Source organism: Pseudoduganella sp. RAF53_2, from assembly GCF_052113985.1.
In the GTDB taxonomy this organism is placed as follows: domain Bacteria; phylum Pseudomonadota; class Gammaproteobacteria; order Burkholderiales; family Burkholderiaceae_D; genus Rugamonas.
In genome coordinates this window covers 1-17042 of record NZ_JBFRDW010000041.1, presented here as the reverse complement: position 1 = coordinate 17042, position 17042 = coordinate 1, and the positions used below count along the sequence as shown (strand labels likewise).

18 protein-coding genes and 1 pseudogene are annotated in these 17042 nt (G+C 62.2%); 5 read left to right on the top strand and 14 right to left on the bottom strand.

Going from position 1 to position 17042, the window contains the following annotated elements; all coding sequences use genetic code 11:
• A partial coding sequence (locus AB4Z11_RS04455; RefSeq protein ID WP_442023000.1) for an ABC transporter substrate-binding protein occupies positions 1-327 on the top strand: 327 nt, incomplete at its 5' end.
• Positions 328-377: 50 nt separating this feature from the next.
• On the opposite strand, the gene AB4Z11_RS04450 is transcribed toward AB4Z11_RS04455, so the two are convergent.
• Complete coding sequence (locus tag AB4Z11_RS04450; RefSeq protein ID WP_442023002.1) at positions 378-689, bottom strand: c-type cytochrome; 312 nt, start codon at positions 687-689, stop codon at positions 378-380.
• 158 nt (positions 690-847) lie between these two features.
• Between AB4Z11_RS04450 and AB4Z11_RS04445 the strand changes: the two genes are divergently transcribed.
• Positions 848-1078 (top strand): TIGR04438 family Trp-rich protein, encoded by a 231-nt coding sequence (locus AB4Z11_RS04445; RefSeq protein WP_442022999.1) that lies wholly within the window; start codon positions 848-850, stop codon positions 1076-1078.
• 190 nt (positions 1079-1268) lie between these two features.
• On the opposite strand, the gene ilvD is transcribed toward AB4Z11_RS04445, so the two are convergent.
• On the bottom strand, positions 1269-3131 hold the full coding sequence (gene ilvD, locus AB4Z11_RS04440; protein WP_442022998.1) for a dihydroxy-acid dehydratase: 1863 nt from the start codon (positions 3129-3131) through the stop codon (positions 1269-1271).
• Between the two features lie 93 nt (positions 3132-3224).
• On the opposite strand from ilvD, the gene AB4Z11_RS04435 reads away from it, so the two are divergent.
• Together AB4Z11_RS04435 and lgt are read left to right on the top strand one after the other, a co-directional pair.
• Positions 3225-4127, top strand: a complete 903-nt coding sequence (locus tag AB4Z11_RS04435) for a LysR family transcriptional regulator (protein WP_442022997.1) — start codon at positions 3225-3227, stop codon at positions 4125-4127.
• On the top strand, positions 4128-4952 hold the full coding sequence (gene lgt, locus AB4Z11_RS04430; protein ID WP_442022996.1) for a prolipoprotein diacylglyceryl transferase: 825 nt from the start codon (positions 4128-4130) through the stop codon (positions 4950-4952).
• On the opposite strand, the gene AB4Z11_RS04425 is transcribed toward lgt, so the two are convergent.
• From AB4Z11_RS04425 to AB4Z11_RS04415, 3 genes are read right to left on the bottom strand one after another with little or no spacing between them, the layout of a single operon-like run.
• Positions 4894-5661 carry a class I SAM-dependent methyltransferase gene (locus AB4Z11_RS04425; RefSeq protein ID WP_442022995.1) on the bottom strand — a complete coding sequence of 256 codons (768 nt, stop codon included), beginning with the start codon at positions 5659-5661 and terminating at the stop codon, positions 4894-4896. The genes lgt and AB4Z11_RS04425 overlap by 59 nt on opposite strands.
• Before the next feature lie 11 nt (positions 5662-5672).
• On the bottom strand, positions 5673-6221 hold the full coding sequence (locus AB4Z11_RS04420) for a chromate transporter (protein ID WP_442022994.1): 549 nt from the start codon (positions 6219-6221) through the stop codon (positions 5673-5675).
• Positions 6218-6850, bottom strand: a complete 633-nt coding sequence (locus AB4Z11_RS04415; protein WP_442022993.1) for a chromate transporter — start codon at positions 6848-6850, stop codon at positions 6218-6220. Before AB4Z11_RS04415 ends, AB4Z11_RS04420 begins: the two co-directional genes overlap by 4 nt.
• 97 nt (positions 6851-6947) lie before the next feature.
• Between AB4Z11_RS04415 and AB4Z11_RS04410 the strand changes: the two genes are divergently transcribed.
• A complete protein-coding gene (locus AB4Z11_RS04410; protein WP_442022992.1) occupies positions 6948-7823 on the top strand; it encodes a LysR family transcriptional regulator in 876 nt (291 codons plus the stop codon).
• On the opposite strand, the gene AB4Z11_RS04405 is transcribed toward AB4Z11_RS04410, so the two are convergent.
• The 9 genes and pseudogenes from AB4Z11_RS04405 to AB4Z11_RS04365 form a co-directional block, all read right to left on the bottom strand.
• Positions 7820-8776 carry an NAD(P)H-dependent flavin oxidoreductase gene (locus tag AB4Z11_RS04405; protein WP_442023001.1) on the bottom strand — a complete coding sequence of 319 codons (957 nt, stop codon included), beginning with the start codon at positions 8774-8776 and terminating at the stop codon, positions 7820-7822. The two genes, AB4Z11_RS04410 and AB4Z11_RS04405, sit on opposite strands and share 4 nt — an antisense overlap.
• On the bottom strand, positions 8767-9846 hold the full coding sequence (locus AB4Z11_RS04400) for a mandelate racemase/muconate lactonizing enzyme family protein (protein ID WP_442022991.1): 1080 nt from the start codon (positions 9844-9846) through the stop codon (positions 8767-8769). The genes AB4Z11_RS04405 and AB4Z11_RS04400 overlap by 10 nt, the downstream gene beginning before the upstream one ends.
• A gap of 99 nt (positions 9847-9945) precedes the next feature.
• Positions 9946-11265 carry a porin gene (locus AB4Z11_RS04395; RefSeq protein WP_442022990.1) on the bottom strand — a complete coding sequence of 440 codons (1320 nt, stop codon included), beginning with the start codon at positions 11263-11265 and terminating at the stop codon, positions 9946-9948.
• Between the two features lie 36 nt (positions 11266-11301).
• On the bottom strand, positions 11302-12534 hold the full coding sequence (locus tag AB4Z11_RS04390; RefSeq protein WP_442022989.1) for an MFS transporter: 1233 nt from the start codon (positions 12532-12534) through the stop codon (positions 11302-11304).
• Positions 12531-14228 carry an AMP-binding protein gene (locus AB4Z11_RS04385; protein WP_442022988.1) on the bottom strand — a complete coding sequence of 566 codons (1698 nt, stop codon included), beginning with the start codon at positions 14226-14228 and terminating at the stop codon, positions 12531-12533. The genes AB4Z11_RS04390 and AB4Z11_RS04385 overlap by 4 nt, the downstream gene beginning before the upstream one ends.
• A gap of 14 nt (positions 14229-14242) precedes the next feature.
• Complete coding sequence (locus AB4Z11_RS04380; RefSeq protein WP_442022987.1) at positions 14243-14686, bottom strand: acyl-CoA thioesterase; 444 nt, start codon at positions 14684-14686, stop codon at positions 14243-14245.
• On the bottom strand, positions 14683-15840 hold the full coding sequence (locus tag AB4Z11_RS04375; protein ID WP_442022986.1) for an FAD-dependent monooxygenase: 1158 nt from the start codon (positions 15838-15840) through the stop codon (positions 14683-14685). Before AB4Z11_RS04375 ends, AB4Z11_RS04380 begins: the two co-directional genes overlap by 4 nt.
• Positions 15837-16679 (bottom strand): VOC family protein, encoded by an 843-nt coding sequence (locus tag AB4Z11_RS04370; RefSeq protein ID WP_442022985.1) that lies wholly within the window; start codon positions 16677-16679, stop codon positions 15837-15839. Before AB4Z11_RS04370 ends, AB4Z11_RS04375 begins: the two co-directional genes overlap by 4 nt.
• Before the next feature lie 9 nt (positions 16680-16688).
• Positions 16689-17042: pseudogene (locus AB4Z11_RS04365) on the bottom strand (alpha/beta hydrolase); the annotation flags it as partial.

The following is a 17042-nucleotide window of genomic DNA, read 5'->3' as shown; positions in this document are numbered from 1 at the left end:
ATCGTCACCTGCGCGGAAGCTGGAGGCGTAACGCCGGAGCAGGAAAAGAAGATCGACGAATTCGCGGCACGCTACAAGAAGCGCTTCGGCAAAGACGTGCAGATCTACGCGCCGTATGGCTATGATGCGGTGATGGCGATGGCGACRGCGATGGCCGAGGCCAAGTCCGCCGATCCTGCCAAATACCTGCCATCCCTGTTCAAAGTGAAGTACCAGGGCAACAGCGGCCTGATTGCGTTCGACCAGTATGGCGACATCAAGGATGGAGCGCTGACGCTGTTCACGTTCAAGAACGGCAAGAAGTCACGGATTGAAGTCGTGAAATAAAAAAAGCCGGGATGATTCCCGGCTTTTTCTTTGGCGCGTGCTTATCGCGATTACTTCTGCGCCAGCACCCATTTCACCAGGGTACGCGCTTCGGCTTCGGACACCTGCGGATTAGCAGGCATCGGGATGGCGCCCCAGTTGCCGGAACCGCCCTTCATCACTTTCTGCACCAGCTTGTCCTCGGCGTCTTTCTGGCCGGCATATTTCGCCGCGACATCCTTGTACGCAGGGCCGACCAGCTTGTTCGCAACAGCGTGGCAAGCCATGCAATTCTTGGCTTTGGCCAGATCCGCGTTAGCGAAAGCGGCTTGCGAAGCGAAGGCAGAAGCGAGCAACATACCAACCATCAGGGAACGTTTCATCATTTTCTCCAAAGTAAATCCTGCCACAATTCTAACGGTTAATACGCAGGCTTGTGCGAAATCAACGCGGAGTTGGCCGGGTGGGTTGACTCGCTGGCGAATATTGCTCCACGACAAGCAGAATCTTTTGTAAGATGGCGTTATCGGGGGAGAGACCAATGCCTATCATTCTTGTTATCGTGGCGCTGTGTGCGCTGAAGTATTTCGAAGTCTGGAAATTTGCCGAGCTGCCATGGCTGTGGATTATCGGGCTGATGGTGGTGGCCTTCATCTGGTTCGAATTCATCGAACCCATGCTCGGCCTCGACAAACGCAAAGCCCACGATGTCGATGCGCAACGCCGCAAAGACCGCGTCAAACAAAGCTTCGGCGATAAAAAAAAGAAATAACCCCACCGTGGGGTCAGATCCGACATTCGGACAATTTTTACTTTGCGCGCAAATTCAACGCGCCGGTGCTGCGCCATGACCCTTGTGCGGCTTAAGAAACTCGCAAAATGAGTCCAAATTCGCAGCCCAGGACCAGAGCCGTCATAGCGGACACAAAAAATGTCCGAATGTCGGATCTGACCCCAGGGTGTTAGCGGTGGAGCTGGGTGAGGTCGCGGACGGCGCCGCGGTCGGCGGAGGTCGTTAAGGCGGCGTACGCTTGCAGGGCTTGCGAAACGACGCGGTTGCGGTTCAGCGGTTTCCATGCGTCGGCGCCGCGCTCTTCCATCCTGGCGCGGCGATGCGCCAGTTCTTCGGCCGAAACGCGCAGGTTGATGGTGCGCGCCGGGATGTCGATGTCGATCATGTCACCTTCCTGCACCAGTCCAATTGCGCCGCCTTCCGCTGCTTCCGGCGATGCGTGGCCGATCACCAGGCCCGACGAACCGCCCGAGAAGCGGCCGTCCGTGAACAGCGCGCAAGCTTTGCCCAGGCCCTTGGATTTGATGTACGAAGTCGGATACAGCATCTCCTGCATACCCGGTCCACCCTTCGGACCTTCATAGCGAATGATCACAACATCGCCCGCCTGCACCTTGTCGCCGAGGATATTCTCCACCGCCTCATCCTGGCTTTCGAACACGCGCGCCTTGCCGCTGAACTTCAGGATGGACTCGTCCACACCCGCCGTCTTCACGATGCAGCCCTTCTCCGCGATATTCCCGTACAACACAGCCAGACCGCCGTCCTTCGAATACGCGTGCTCAAGGTCGCGGATGCAACCACTGGAACGATCCAGATCCGAAGAGGCATAACGCTCCGATTGCGAGAACGCCACCTGGGTCGGCACGCCGCCCGGCGCGGCGCGGAACAGCTGGTGCACCGCCTGGTCGTCGCTACGCTTGATATCGTATTTTTCAATCGCCTCGCCGATGGTCTTGCTGTGCACCGTGTGCTGCGACACGTCCAGCAGGCCGGCGCGCGCCAGCTCGCCCAGGATCGAAATGATGCCGCCCGCGCGGTGCACGTCTTCGATGTGGAACTTGTCCGTCATCGGCGCGACCTTGCACAGGCAAGGCACCTTGCGCGAGATGCGGTCGATATCCGCCATCGTGAACGGCACTTGCGCTTCGTGCGCCGCAGCCAGCAGGTGCAGCACGGTGTTGGTGGAGCCGCCCATCGACACATCCAGCGCCATCGCGTTCTCGAATGCTTCCTTGGTGGCGATGGAACGCGGCAGCACCGTGTAGTCATCCTGCTCGTAGTGGCGCTTGGCCAGTTCGACGATCAGGCGGCCCGCGCGCAGGAACAGCTCCTTGCGGTCGCTGTGGGTTGCGACGATGGTGCCATTGCCCGGCAGGGAAAGGCCCAGCGCCTCGGTCAGACAGTTCATCGAGTTCGCGGTGAACATGCCCGAGCAGGAACCGCAGGTCGGACAGGCCGAGCGCTCAGTCTCCGCCACATCCGCGTCCGAAACCGAAGAATCACCCGCCTTGATCATGGCGTCGATCAGATCCAGCTTGATGATCTTTTCGCCGCCATTCACAGACTTGATCACCTTGCCGGCTTCCATCGGACCACCCGACACGAACACCGCCGGAATATTCAGGCGCATGGCCGCCATCAGCATCCCCGGCGTGATTTTGTCGCAGTTGGAAATGCAGACCATGGCGTCCGCACAGTGCGCATTGACCATGTATTCCACCGAATCCGCGATCAGGTCGCGCGATGGCAGGGAATACAGCATGCCGCCGTGTCCCATGGCGATGCCGTCGTCAACGGCGATCGTGTTGAATTCTTTGGCAACGCCGCCGGATGCTTCGATCTCGCGCGCTACCAGCTGGCCCAGGTCCTTCAGATGGACGTGGCCCGGTACAAACTGGGTGAAAGAGTTCACCACAGCAATAATTGGCTTCTCGAAGTCGCCGTCCTTCATGCCAGTCGCGCGCCACAAAGCGCGCGCGCCTGCCATATTGCGGCCTTGGGTGGTTGTACGTGAGCGGTATTGGGGCATGACGTTCTCCTCTATCAAGAACTTTCAGCTTGCCTTGCCACCGCCATGTTGTCAAATATATGATTCGCATATCAGTGAGTCGCAAAACATATCATGGCAACCAATATCGAACTGCGCCAACTACGTTATTTCGTCACCGTCGCCGAGGAATTGCACTTCGGGCGGGCCGCTCGACGCCTGCACATGACGCAACCGCCCCTGTCCCAGACCATTCTCGCTATGGAGGAGATGCTGGGCGCCGACCTGTTCGACCGCAACCGCCGCGGCGTGGCCCTGACGCCCGCCGGCGAGGCCCTGCTGCCCGAAGCCCGCCGCCTGCTGGTCCAGGCGCAGCAACTGCCGGAACTGGTGCAGAAGGCCGCTACGGGCGCCGTGGGGCATCTTTCGCTGGCTTTCGTGTCTTCGGCCGACTACAGCGTGCTGCCGCCCTCCCTGCGCGCCTACCGCGCCGCTTTTCCCCATGTACAGATCACCCTGAAGGAGGCCACCTCCGATGTGCAGCTGGATGATCTGCTGCAGAACCGCGTCGATGCCGGCTTACTGATTCCTCCTCTGCCGGATAAGGCCAAGCAGGAGCTGGATTACATGTCGGTCCTGAGCGAGCCCTTGATCCTGGCCTCCCCGGCGGGGCTACCGGAATTAAAGGGCGTCCACATGGCCACCTTGCGCGAGCTGCCCAATCTCCCACTCATCATCTTCCCCCGGACGATTTCGCCCGGCTTGTATGACTCTATCCTGGCCGTTTTCCGCAGCGCGGGCATTACGCCCGTCATCGGTCAGGAGGCGATACAAATGCAGACCATCGTCAGCCTGGTTTCGGCTGGCATGGGCATCGCACTTGTGCCACAATCCGTGTCGAATCTGAGACGGCCAGGAGTAGAATACCGGCCGCTCGCGCAGCACTCGCCAATGGTCGAAACCGGCCTGGCCTGGCGCCGCGACAATGCCTCGCCCGTGCTGCGGGGCTTCCTCGATTTGATGAGAAAGAGAGTCTGAATGCCGCTTGTTCACCCGATGCCCGATCCGGTCGCTTTCCAGCTTGGCCCGGTCGCAGTCCATTGGTATGGCCTGATGTATGTACTGGCCTTTGCTTTGTTCATCGCGCTGGGTCGCGTGCGCATCAAGCAGCCCCATATCGCCGCCCAGGGATGGAAAAATCAGGATCTGGACGATATGCTTTTCTACGGCATGCTGGGCGTGATTGTCGGCGGCCGTCTGGGCGAGGTGCTGTTCTACCGTCCGGGCTTCTTCTTCTCCAATCCGCAAGAGATCTTTATGGTCTGGCACGGCGGCATGTCCTTCCACGGCGGCTTCCTCGGCGTGCTGATCGCCATGGCGCTGTGGTCGCGCAAAACGAAGCGCAACCTGCTGGACGTGTATGACTTCATCGCGCCGATGGTCCCGCTGGGCTATGCCTGCGGACGTCTGGGTAACTTCATCAATGCCGAGCTGCCGGGCCGCGTGGTGACCAATCCGGACCTGCCCTGGGCGATGATCTGGCCGAACGTGGATGCACTGCCGCGCCATCCTTCGCCGATTTACCAGATGCTGGTGGATGGCATCCTGGTGTTCTGCATTCTGTGGCCGTATGCGCGCAAGCAGCGCCCGCGGCTGGCGGTTGGCGCGATGTACACGCTGCTGTATGGCTGCGCGCGTTTCTTCACCGAGTATTTCCGCACGCCGGACTGGGAAATCAATGTGGCCGGCATTCCGGTCACTTCCGGCCAGATGCTGTCCCTGCCGATGATTCTGGCGGCGATCGCTATGCTGGTGTGGGCTTACCGTCAACCACACCAACTCGCACCGAAAGCGGCCAGTTAATCGTCATCAGGCGCTGCGGGTCGCCCCAGCAGCGTGCGAATTCATCACGGAACGGCGCCAGTGGATCGGCGCCGTTTTTTTCTTTGTAGGTCTGAATCGCAGACCAGCTTTCCAGGTAAGCCATGAAGCGCTTCAGGTCCCATTGCGCCGTGAGCATGGCGGCGGGCGTTTCAATGCGCTGGAATGGGAAGGGAATCGAGCGATAGCCGTTTTCCACGTGGGCGCGCTCCGGCGCCCAGTAGCCGTTCAAAACTTCGTTATACAGTTTGTGGATCAGCACATCGACTTGCGGACTCGCTTCCAGCAGGTTGTATGAGATCACGGCCAGCGGCGCGCCCGGTTTGCTGACGCGGCGCACTTCGTTGTAGAAGCCATCAATGTCGAACCAGTGCAGTGCCTGTGCCACCAGGGTGAGATCGACACTGCCTGCTTCGAGGCTGCTTTGCTGCGAGGGCTCGCAGCGGTAGCTGACATTTGCCGCAGCGGGCGCGCGGTCGATCTGGGGCTGGCTGACATCGGTGGCGATGACCTTGTCGAAATGCTTTGCCACATCGATGGTGGCCTGGCCGGAGCCGCAACCGGCCTCCCAGGCCAGCGCCCTGCCCGGCGCCAGTTCGGCCAGCCAGGCAAACAGTTGCGGGTCGTAGCCGGGACGCGCGGCGCGGTAGGCGTCGGATTGCTTGGTAAAGAGTTGATCAGTTGTGCTCATGGCTCTGTCCTTCAAAGTATGCCCGCAGCGCCGGCCAGCGCGCCGGCGGCGATCAGGTAGACGGGGTTGATTTTTGTGCCGTACACGATTGCTGCCGCAAGGAGCGCAAGCCCGACCGCCAGCAGGCCGGCGCCGGACATGCTGAGGAAGCTCCAGGCAGCGGCAGCCAGCATGCCCGCCGACATCGGCGCCAGCGTGTGACGCAAGGCTTGCGTCCAGCGCGACGCCGGTTTGGCGGCGTCCACGCCGCGCCGCTGGGCGAGCTTCGCAGCGCCCAGCGCAAAGAGCGATGACGGCAAAATCACCGCCAGCGTTGTCGCCAGTGCTCCCGGCAGACCTGCGATCAGCCATCCGACCAGTGTGACAAATAAAACGTTGGGGCCGGGCGCGGCTTGCGCCAGCGCGTACATGGCGGAAAACTCCTCGCTGGTCAGCCAATGGTTCTGTACCGCCACGTAATGATGTATATCCGGTGCCACCAGCACTACGCCACCGCCAATCGCGCTCAGTGAAAGAATGGCCAGGTGCAGCGACAGGCCTCCGAGTTTGGCGTAGCTCAAGGCAGCCTCCATACGAATGCAAACATCACGAATCCAAACGGCGCCAGCGCACAGACCACCGTCACCAGACTAAGCTTCATCACGCCCAGGCCGAAGAAGGCCATCGCCAGCAGGACAAACTGCGCTATTTGCCGAGCGATATGCGTTTCATCGTTCGCGGCCGCGGACGAGCCGGGCGTGCCCGGCGCGCCGACGGTTTCGGGCGCGGCAGATCGCGCTGCGCCCTGCTTCCACATGCCGTGCGCCAGCTTGGCAGCCGTGGCGAGAATCAAGCCCGCCGCGACGGCCGCCATGCCGTGCAGCGCATTGGCGAATAAGGCGGAGGTGGCCAATTGTTGGTAAGCCACGCCCAACGCAATCACAATGAAGAACGGCGCCACCAGCAATCCAGCCAGAGCAGCCATCGCACCGCGCGTTCCTGCGAATCGCTGTCCGACAATCACAGCCAGATTGCAGATCGTCGGGCCGGGCAGAAGCTGGGCGACACCAAGCAGGGCACCGAATTCCTCAGCAGTCAGCCAGCGCGCCCGCTCAACCAGGTAGCGGTAGGCAAACGGCAGAACGCCCCCGAATCCCAAAAGCGCCATTTGCGAAAACAGCTTGAATAGCGCGCGGCAGTTGATGTTCATGATGACCTCCCCTTCCATGAAACCCAGTATAGTTCGGTGCCGAACATATGAAAAATATATAAAATAAATACCATCCATATATTCTAGGTATGCCACCATGAACCTGCGCCAGCTCGAAATCTTCCTCGCCGTTGCCCGGCACGGCAGCTTCACGGCCGCGGCCGAAAAGCTGCCGATGGCACAACCAGCCGTTAGTCTCGCCATCCACAAGCTGGAGGATTCGCTGGATGCCAAGCTTTTCGTGCGCGACAAGTCCGGCGCCACGCTGACCGATGAAGGTCATGTGCTGGTACGCCACGCCGAAGCGGTGTTGTCGCAGCTGGAAAATGCGCGCCAGGACATCAGCGCCTTCAATAAGCTCGCGTCGGGCCACATCACACTGGGCGCGCCGGCGATGGTCGGCGGCTATGTGCTGCCGCCGATGCTGAGCAGCTTTCGCCGCAAATACCCAGGTATTTCACTGTCGGTGCGCCAGGCGGGCGCCAAGGCGATCGAGGAGGAAATCCGCAGTGGCCAGATCGACTTCGGCCTGATCTCGGATTGGCGCAATTCGGACGACTTGCACGCTGAGCACATCAGCAGTCACAAGATCGTCGCTTGCGTTGCCAAGCGCTCGGCCCTGTCGCGCATGAAGTCACTCAGCTGGCAGCAGCTGTTCGAGCACCCGCTCATTCTGTTCCCGCAGGATTACTACATGCGGCAAGTGCTGGAGCATGCATCAACGCGGCTGCACGCCAAGATGCAGGTTGCGATGGAGGTTGAGACGGTGCCGCTCATCGTCGGCCTGGCCGAACACGGCGTGGGTGTCGCAACCCTGCTCGATAACGCCGCCGAAGCACATGCCAGCCAGGTTGCGCGCATCGCACTGCCGGCGGACGCACGCATTGACGTGGCGCTGTGCCGCCGCAAGCACGTCCCTCTGAGCCGCGCCGGCGAGGCGCTATGGACGCACTTGCGCAACAGTGGCGCTTAGCCTTGCACGTCTTTCAGCAAGCGGCAGGCGGCACTACGGTATTCGTCCACCAGGCGGCTGACCAATTGCCGTGTCGGCAGGACTTCGCGCACACAGCCCGCACCCTGTCCAGCGCCCCAGATATCCTTCCAGCGGCCGCGCGCCGCCATGCTGCCTTCCGTATCCTGTGCCGGCAGATTGTCGGGATCAAGCCCGCTGGCGGCGATGGAGCCGCGCAGATAGTTGGCAGGAAGCCCCGAGAAATAAGGCGTGTTGACGATGTCGGCCGAGCCGCTGCCGACCACCATGCGCTTGTAGGCGTCCGCCGCCGCCGTTTCGGTCGTGGCCAGGAAGCGCGTGCCCATATAGGCGAGGTCGCAGCCCATCGCTTGTGCCGCCAGCACATCGCCACCGCTGCTGACCGCGCCCGCCAGCACCAGCAAGCCGTTATAGAAGCTGCGCACCTCGCCCACTAGCGCCATCGGATTCAACGCACCGCCGTGGCCCCCGGCACCCGCAGCGACCAGCACTAGGCCATCGACGCCCGCTTCCAGCGCCTTGCGCGCATGGCGCACCGTGGTCACATCGTGCAGCACGATGCCACCGTATGCATGCACCTGCTGCACCAGCTCGCGCGAGGCGCGCAGGGAAGTGATAATGATCGGCACCCGATGGCGGATGCACACTTCCAGGTCRGACTCCACGCGTCTGTTGGCGGGATGGATGCCGATATTGACGGCAAACGGCGCCGCTTCGCCTTCCGCCAGTGCGGCCTTGATATTGATGATCCACTCTTCCAGCACGTCGGTTGAGCGCGCATTCAGCGCTGGCACGGAGCCGACCACGCCAGCCTGGCATTGCGCGATCACGGATTCGGTGCTGGACACCAGGAACATCGGTGCTGCAATGACCGGCAGCGTCAGACGGCCATTCAGAATTTCAGGTAACGCCATTGGTATTCTCCTCAGATTGATGTAGTGACGGCGTAGCGCTCAAGCACGTCCGACGCCAGCGTCAGGCCATGTCCCGGCTCAACGCGCCCGATCAGACAACCCTTGGTCATCGATGGCCAGCCTTCGAACAGCGGCTCCAGCAAAGGAAAGTCCTCCAGCCAGTTCACGTTCGGACAGGCCCAGGCCAGATGCACGAACAGGCCGGGAAGAAAATGCGGCGCCACGTTGATGCCGAAAGCGGACGCCAGCCGCGCCGCTTCCAGCGCAGGCGTCAGGCCACCGATCAGTGCCAGGTCAGGCTGGAGCACGCTGCACAAGCCTTCGGAGACGAAGGGCAAACACTCGTCGGCGCCTTGCAGATGTTCGCCTGTCGCCGCCATATAAGGGAAGGCACGCGCCAAGACCCGGTAACCCGCAATATCCGATGCCGGCAGCGGCTCCTCGACAAAGAGATAGCCCGCATCCTGTGCCACCTCCAGCAGACGGCGCGCCTGCACCGCGCTGCACTTCTCGTTCGCATCGCACATCAATTCAATATGCGACGGCGCTGCATCACGCGCCGCCTGCAGCAGCGTGGCGCCCTTGCGGCTGCCGTCGACACGCGGCTTCACTCCACGGAAGCCGGCGGCCACGTGGGTGCGCGTGACGTCGGCCACTTCGTGCGCGGACTGGCCGGCATGATAGCCTCCGCTGCCATATACCGGCACGCTGCGTGGTTCGCCGCCCATGGCGACGCCCAGCGGTTCGCCGCGCGTGCGGGCGTAAGCGTCCCACAAGGCCATATCGATGGCGGCCAGCGCCAGATAATTTGGTCCGCGGCGGCTACGGTTCAACGTACCGTTCAAGCCCCGCCAGGTAGCGGCGGGATGAAACAGTTCGGCGCCTGCGAGCGTCGCCGACAGCATGCGCGCGCACGCCAGCATTGGGGCGCCCGACCCTGCCAGCACATAAGAAAAACCCAGGCCCGTGCAACCATCTTGCAGCGTCACCTGCGTCAGCAGCACGTCAACGCTGGACACGCCGGAACCGCCCACCGGCTTTGCCAGCTGGTAGCGCAGCAGCTCATGGCTGCAAGACTCAATCTTCATCATTTACTCACATCGAAAAAATCCCGCAGCGTCGCCGCTGCGGGCAAATCCTTCCCACTGGAAGGAGGAGTAAGCGGGCGAGGGAGCCCGCTTCCACGAGACTCAGAAAGCGTGGCGCATGCCGACGCTGATGATGGTTGTGCGTGCGTCCATATTGGTGCCCGCGCCAGAGAACAGAGGGATCTCGTTGGCGCCGATCGGCACCAGCAGCACCGTCGGGCCTCCCGCAATCGGCACCGGCGTCAGGGTGCCGCGAATGATGCGGCCGCGGTCATCCTTTACAAAGCCGCTGCGCATGTACAGAGTGGTACGCTTGGACAAGTCGTAGTCCAGACCAATTACCGCGCCCTTGTCCTTACCCTGCGTGAAATTGGTGAACTTGGTCATCATGCCGGCCAGGATCAAGGTCCAGTTGCCGAAAGGCTGGCGCGCACCGATGGCGTAGGTGTCGACCTTCGGATTTTCCGGACCTTCGAATTTGAAGGTGCCCGTGTGGTAGTTCGCCGCCACCGTGGTGCCGGTGCCGGCAAAGGTGTACTTCGCGCCAACCATGGCCGCGTGATAGGAGTTCGCCTTCACCAGCGGCACGAAACCGGTGCTGCTGACAAAGCCCATCGGCGCGCGCAGCTCATTACGGTCGTAGGATGCCGTCAGCGTCACTTCATCGTTGGTGTAGGCGAGCAAGGCGCCGATAGACCGGCCACGATGGTCCGCCGATTCCGCGCCAGCCGTCAGACCACCCAGAATCTGCCCGGTGGCGGGGGTGGCCGGCGGCGTAGTCGGCGTGGCCGTCGACCGCGCAGGGCTGATGATGGCCGGGACACCGGCATTGGTCGAATAGGTCAGGAAGCCGACCCATGGGCCTTTCATCACAGCGTAAGTGACCGCGTTATCCTGGAACATCTGCAGGCTGTTGGTCACCAGGCCGCGCGCCATGATGTCGGAAGAACCCAGTTTGTCCGTGGTGGCGAGGTAGTAGCCGATCATCATCGGCGATGCCTGGCGGCCGAGACGCACTTCACCCACGGGCGTGGTCAGCGCCACATAGGCCTGGCGGCCGAACAGGCGTCCATCATTGGTCGTGATGCCGCCATCGATCTGCAGGCCGCCTTCCAATATGAAGTTCGCTTTCCAGCCATTGCCCAGGTCTTCCACACCTTTGAAGCCAAAAAAGCTTTGCTGCGACAGGCTCGGCGTCATGCGGGTGACGCTTTGCGATGGGGCGGACACCGCATTGGGCAGCGGCGTCGTGCCATTCATGCCGAACACGGTGCCGGCGGCATTGCCTTCAGTCTTGCTGATGTGGTCAACTGCCGCATCCAGCAGGCCATACACCGTCACGGACGATTGCGCCCATGCCGGGCCGCACGCCAGCGCACACGACGCCAGCCCGGCGGCAGCCTTGAAAATCCTGTACTTCATGAAGTCTCCCAATTGTGATTTATATGCGCTCTTGTTTTATGCCGCAGCACGGAACGGCGAAGCCTGGCGATAACGGCCAAGCGTGAGCAGGGCCAGGCCCGCCGCGCCCAGCATCCACGGATAGAGTTCAAGTACCAGCCGATAGTGGCCAGTGAGGTCGAAGTAGCGGCCCATCGCCACCGGTCCGATGACGCCGCCCAGTGCATAGGCGGCAAACGCGATGCCATACAGCGCGCCGAAAGCGCGCAAGCCGAAATAGCTGCGTACGAGRTAGGAAATCAGGTCGCCTTCCGCCCCGATGGCCAGGCCGATCAAGGCGCCGCCCGCCAGCAGCAGCTGGTAATCGCTGGTACTGCCCAGGACCACCAAACCGGCGGCGCCTGCAAACATGAAGGCCGCGCCAACGAGCGGAGCGTGCAGCCGGTCCAGCAGCAGGCCTGTCAGAATGCGTCCGATGAACAGTCCAATGCCCATCAGCGACACGCCTTTCGCTGCTTCCTCTGGTGTGTAGCCCTTGTCGACGAAGAGCGCGGGCAGGTGCGGCCCCATGGATAGCGTCGCGATCGACGCCACCAGGAAGGCCCCCACGATCAGCCACAGACGCGGAGAACGCAAGCCTTCACGCAGCGTCAGGCCATCCACTTCCCGCACCGCCAGACCGCCGCCCGCTGCGTTGCGAGGCGCGGACGCGCCGGCCTGCCGTTCGTGCAGCAGCGCTGACGCCAGCAAGGCGGCGCATAGCGCGAACAGAGCCAATCCCAGATAGGCGACGCGCCAGCCGCCTGCGGCAATCAGCTTCTGCGCCAGCAGCGGCATGCCAACCATGCCGAGGCCAAGACCGGACATGGCCAGGCCAAGCGACAGGCCGAGCCTGCGGTCGAACCACTGCGGCATGACGGCCAGGTAGCCAAGCGGTGAAGTACCGGCGCCCAGCAAACCGATGGCCAGCGCCAGGGCGGCCCAGGCGGCAACGTCGCCGGTCTGCAGCGTCAGCGCCCCCAGGCAGGCTGCCATCAAACAGGCCGACAACAGAGCGACACGCCGCACGCCATGGCGGTCAATCAGCAGGCCAACCAATGGACTGGCCAGCGCTATCCCCAGCATGGCGCTACCGAAAGACAGGGCCGTCTCTGCCCTCCCCCAGCCGAATTCCTGCGCCAGCGGATACAGGAACACGCCGACGGTCGCGGTGAACAGCGGCCCCACGCCGCTGCCGAGGCCAATCGCGCCTCCCGCCACAATGCCCGCCAGGCGCCATTTGCTGATCATGCCCGCACCCGCTTTTCCTGTTCGACCAGGCCCGCGATCATGTTGCGCAATGGCTGCTTGTCCGGCTTGCCGACCTTGGTAGTCGGAATGGCGTCAATCGCTTCGATGCGTTCCGGCCATTTATACTTTGCGAGGCCAAGTGCTTCCAGGTGGCGGCCCATTTCTTCCACGCTTGGCACCTTGTGCTTACCGCGCAGGACCACGTAGGCGCAGGCCTGTTCGCCGTGCATCTCGCTCGGCATCGGCACCAGCGCACAATCCGCCACTGCGGGATGGCTAGACAGGCAGGCTTCCACTTCTTCGCAGTTGATCTTCTCGCCGCTGCGGTCGATCACGTCCTTGATGCGGCCTTCGAAGTAGTAATACACACGGCCATCGATCTTGCGCGAAGAAATCAGGTCGCCCGAGCGGTAGAAGCCATCGCTGGTGAACACCTGGCGGTTGCGCTCTTCCGCGTCGTAATAGCCATGGAAGGTGTACGGGCCTTTCGCGGCCAATTCGCCCACTTCGCCCACCGCCACTTCTTCTTCCGTGCCGGGCTTGAGCAGCTTGACCTGATCCATTTCGCTGATCGGGTAACCCACCGAGCGGTCGCGCACTTCGTCCGAGTCGCTCTGACGGGTGAAGGTTACCAGGCCTTCCGTCATGCCAAACACGTGGATGCCGACCGTTTGCAGGTCGCGCCGCACGATGTCCGAACCGTTGGTGCTGATGATCTTCACGCCTTTGAAGTTCAGCAGCTTGCCCGCGATCGCTTCCTGCAGCTTGAGCATGATGGGACGCACCAGACCAATCCAGGTCGGTTTGTAGAATGCCATCACCTTGAAGAACACGGCCGGATTCACTTCCGGCGTGATGATGTTGCGCATGCCGCTCAGCAGCGCCGGGCCCCAGCCACACACCATATTCGCGTTGTGGATCATCGGCAGTGGCAGGAACAGCACGTCCTTTTCGGTCCAGCCGTGGGCGCGCGCCACCATGCGCATGTTGTAGGAATATTCGCTGTGAAAGCGCGGGATGATCTTCGGCACGCCGGTGGTGCCGCCGGACAGCTGGAATACTGCCACCTGGTAGGGATCGTGCTCGATGGGTTCCAGCATTCGCCTGGCGTCTTCGAAACTGACCGATTCCATCAGATCTTCCAGGTGAAGACCCTCCGTCTTTTTCGAGAACAATCCCATTAGGCCTTTGCGCTTGGCGCGGGCGATGATGATGTGCTCCATGCTGGGAATCTGGGCCTTGAGCCTTTCCGCGAAGGCGACCATGTCGAATTTCGCGTTATCGCCCTGGATGATCCAGGCTTTGGCCTTGGCGTGATTGGCGAGGTAGCCGATTTCCTTTTCGCGGTGCGCTGCCAGTGTGCAGATCGGGATCAGGCCGGCCTTCCAGCAGGCCACCACGGCGTACACCAGCTCATAGCAGTTCTGCAGCTGGAACACCACACGGTCGTACTGCTTCAGGCCCAGCTTCAACAGGCCTGCGGCCAGACGCTCCGTGCGCTCATGCAGTTCAAGGAAAGTGATATCGCCTTCCGGACCGGTCAAGGCCACTTTGTCCGCGTAACGAGCAAAGGCTGCGTGCAAAGCGCCGGGCATGGTTTCCTTGCCCAGCAGGCCATCCCGCACATAGGCTTCCAGTTCATGCTGAGGTGGATAGACCACGCCCGGCATGCGGTATTTCACGCCAACTTCCATTGTTTGTCTCCTGATTATGATGTGTGCCGCAGCAGCGCTTCACGCAATGCCTGCGGAATGGGAACCTTGGTTTTGTTTTCCCTGTCGATGCAGATCAGCGTGCACCGGCCTGCGAACAGCGGTTCGCCAGCGAGCCCGCTGGCCTGGCAGTGCAGCTCGAAGCTGTGCTCGCGGATCTCGCCGACGCAGTAGCGGATGTCCGCCACATCGCCCGGCGCCATTGGCCGCATGAATTCGAGCGCCATGCCGCGCGCCGGTGTGCTGATGCCTTCCCGCCGAGCCAGTGCTGCCATGTCGCCATCCGCGATGTGGTTGGCGAACAGGCGCGCTGAGTCCAGCAGGTACTCGGTATAGCGGCCCGTGTACACGATGCCGGCCGGGTCGCAGTCGGACCAGCGCGCAGTGCGGCGCACCACGAAGGGCACGCTGCTCAGCACATACTCGGCGGCGCCGTTCATGGCGTGTCCGCCAGTTCCGGCAATTCGCCGGAGGCTTCGATCTTTTGCATCAGCTCCGGAAACTGGGCGCGCAGGCGGTCCGGGTTGATGCGGCCCGTGCGCGTCATGAAACGGTAGATGAATTCATGCGGGCCGTAGCTGTCCATCCAGCGCGGGAATTCCTCGTACCACATGGCCGAAATCTCCGAAGCGCCGATCAGCTTTTCCTTTTCCGGACGACGTTTGGCGACATAGCTTTCCAGCGCCGCCGCAACGTCTTGCGGATGGGCGCAGATGGCTTCCGCCAGCGCAATCGCATCCTCCATCGCGATGCGCGTGCCGGAGCCGATCGAGGGATGGGCGCTGCTCAGCGCATCGCCGATCAGCACGGTGCGTCCGCTGAACCAGTTGGCGTTGCGGATGACGTCGAACTGGCGCCAGGTGGTGTTGTTCGAGATCAGCGCATGGCCATCCAGCTCCGGCGCGAAGATGGCTTCGAACATGGCTTTGCGCTCTTCCAGCGACATCGCCTCGATGCCCAGCTCCTGCCAGGTGCGGTCGTCGCATTCAGCCACGAAGGTGCTCATCGAGTCGCTGTACGGGTAGTAGTGCGCCACGAAGTAGCCGCCTTTGTATTTGCGGAAGACCAGTGCCGCCGTCGGAAACACCTTGCTTGTGCCGAACCAGGCAAAGTGATTGCTCAACGTACGGCGCGTGGTGCCGAAGCCCTCCTTCGCGCTGTCGCGCACCACGGAGTTCACGCCGTCGGCCGCGACCACCAGGTCCGCATCCAGCGTGGCGACATCGGTCAGGCGCACTTCGTAGCGCACATCGATATCCAGTTCCGCAGCATGCTTGCGCAGGATGCCGAGCAGCGCGATGCGCGGCAGCGTACCCGCGCCCGGCCCCGGCACGCGCACGCTGATGGGCGTGTCGCGGGTATTGATCACCTGCTCCTTGAAGAAACTCAGGGCCTTCACGATATCCGTGGTGACGGCGGCATCGGCCGCCTCCAGCCGCGCCAGACCGCCTTCCGCCAGGCCGACACCGAAGCCGTAAGTGGCATCGCGCGCATTCTGCTCATACACCGTGATGCCGATGTCCGGCAGGCGCTTGCGCAGCAGGATGGCGAGGAACAGGCCGGATGGACCGCCGCCTACAATCGCAACCTTCATGCCGCCTCCGCCGCGCCGATGACCAGCTCATTCATGTCGAAGCGCTCAATGCGTCCGGCAAAACCGCCGGTCAGCACGCCGTACCAGACGGCAGGCTTGACACCCAGTTCCTTGCGGTTGAACTGCAAAGTCGGATTGCCATCGATGCGGATATAACCGTTCTCCAGCTCGGTGGTGGTATAGCCGCCGTGTGCGCGGGCTGCGTCAACCAGCGGACGGAATTCCGGCACGTCCAGCACGAAGGCGGAAGCCGCCGCGCTGCGCGTTTCCCCGACCGAACGGCCCTTGCGCAGCCAGACGTCGTCAATCGTCTTGAAGTCCTTGCCTGCCTTCTCCATGGCGATGGCAGCTTCGATGGTATTGGTCGCATCCACCGCGTCTTGCTTGCCGAAGTCGCGCAGCTGCATGGTGATTTCGACGGGATAGCCGTTCGGGTCCTCGAAGTACAGCGACTCGATCACCTCATGGCGCACCTGCATGCGCAGCGGCACGCCCATCTTTTCGGCGCGGTCGCGCCATGCCAGCAGCTCTTCCTGCGTATCGACACGCCACGCGGTGTGGGTGGCCAGGTCAAAAGTGTGGTCGCGCACCGGCAGCCAATCCGGGCGTTCCGTGCCGATGTAGTAGAAGAAGGCGATGGTGGCGCCACGGCCCGCATCAAAGAAGAAGTGCAGGAAGTCGGGATGCGCGTGCGGCCCCCAGCCACGGGCGGAAACGGCGTGCACCAGCGGCAGGCCAAGCAAATCGCGATAGAAATGCACCGTCTCGGCCAGTTTCCAGGTGGGGCGCGCAGTGTGATGTACGCCGCACAGTGCGGGCATTGGAATAGTCTTCGTCATGGTTTTCTCTCAGTTGAATGCACGCAGCCAGTTGCCGATGTGCTGCGCAGCGATAACGCGGCCCGGCTGTTCGCCTTCGGCCAGCGCGGCGCCATGGTGGTTGCCGCGTACGGAATGCATCACCTTGTCGGCGCTGCCGATCTGCTTGTAGATCTGCTCCATATCGGACGGGAAAGTGGCCTGGTCGCCGGTGTAGTAGATGACCAGCGTCGGCTGGGTCATGGACGCGCCGCACTTCTCGATCGAGGCGTTCGACGACAGCCCGGACCAGGTGGACAGCCAGGATTCCGGCGTCACCGTGCGCGCAAAGCCCACGCTGCCCAGGTTCGATACGAAGGGATCGCGGCCCCACAAGCCACCGGC